The sequence below is a fragment of the Trinickia dabaoshanensis genome (assembly GCF_002879885.1).
Classification (GTDB): Bacteria; Pseudomonadota; Gammaproteobacteria; order Burkholderiales; family Burkholderiaceae; genus Trinickia; species Trinickia dabaoshanensis.
Window position 1 is genome coordinate 1 of the sequence record NZ_PNYA01000080.1, and the last position, 1,081, is coordinate 1,081.

General features: G+C 59.9%; 1 protein-coding gene. It reads left to right on the forward strand.

Annotated features, from left to right (window positions below):
• The first annotated feature begins 143 nt into the window (after window positions 1–143).
• The gene (locus tag C0Z18_RS32450) at window positions 144–920 is read left to right on the forward strand and encodes an enoyl-CoA hydratase (protein WP_102649545.1); all 777 of its coding nucleotides are present in this window, start codon (window positions 144–146) and stop codon (window positions 918–920) included.
• Window positions 921–1,081: the final 161 nt, after the last annotated feature.

Here is a 1,081-nt window from a genome sequence, read left to right on the forward strand (position 1 = left end):
GGCCAGACGTTGGTGGGGGAGGGCCGGCAATCGAAAATAGTACCAATTAACCGACCGACCGGTTGGTTGGCGAATGTTAGCATTGTTTCCGGGCAGGCGCGAAAGCTTTTCTCGCCTGATCTAACCTAAGACTAGGAGGCTCAATGAGCTACGAAAATATTCTGGTGGAGACGCGCGGGCGCGTCGGTTTGGTGACGCTGAATCGCCCGAAAGCGTTGAATGCGCTGAACGACGCGTTGATGGATGAGCTTGGCGCGGCGCTCAAGGCGTTCGATGCCGACGAGAACATCGGCGCGATCGTCGTGACCGGCAGCGAAAAGGCGTTCGCCGCGGGTGCCGACATCGGCATGATGGCCACTTATACCTATATGGATGTGTATAAGGGCGACTACATCACTCGTAATTGGGAGACGATGCGCTCCATCCGTAAGCCGATCATCGCGGCGGTGGCCGGCTTCGCGCTTGGCGGCGGCTGCGAGTTGGCGATGATGTGCGACATCGTCATTGCCGCCGATACCGCAAAGTTCGGTCAGCCTGAAATCAAGCTCGGCGTGATGCCCGGCGCGGGCGGCACGCAGCGATTGCCGCGGGCCGTGTCGAAAGCGAAGGCGATGGATATGTGTTTGACCGCGCGCTTCATGGATGCGGCCGAGGCCGAGCGTGCCGGCTTGGTTTCGCGCATCGTTCCGGCGGCGTCGCTGCTCGACGAGGCATTGGCGGCCGCCGGCACCATCGCGGAATTCCCGCTTCCGGCCGTGATGATGGTGAAGGAGTCCGTGAACAGCGCCTACGAGACGACGCTCGCCGAAGGCATCCGCTTCGAGCGCCGGCTGTTCCATTCGCTGTTCGCGACCGAGGACCAGAAAGAGGGTATGGCCGCATTCCTCGAAAAGCGCAAACCGGTGTTCAAGAATCGATGATGCGATTTCTTTGAAATACCGCTTGCGCGGTTCAAAGAAGCCGCCTAGAATTGCGCCCTTTCGTGCAGTCAACGTGACTGAGCGAAGAGAAGCGAGGCCTTACGCGGTGCGGTTTTCCGCGAGGTTTTCGTCAACGGTTCGATAGCAAGCAGATGCAAGCG

Bases quoted from the DNA above. Each gene is read 5' to 3' on its own strand.
- C0Z18_RS32450 (WP_102649545.1), top strand. From the start codon at position 144: ATGAGCTACGAAAATATTCTGGTGGAGACGCGCGGGCGCGTCGGTTTG.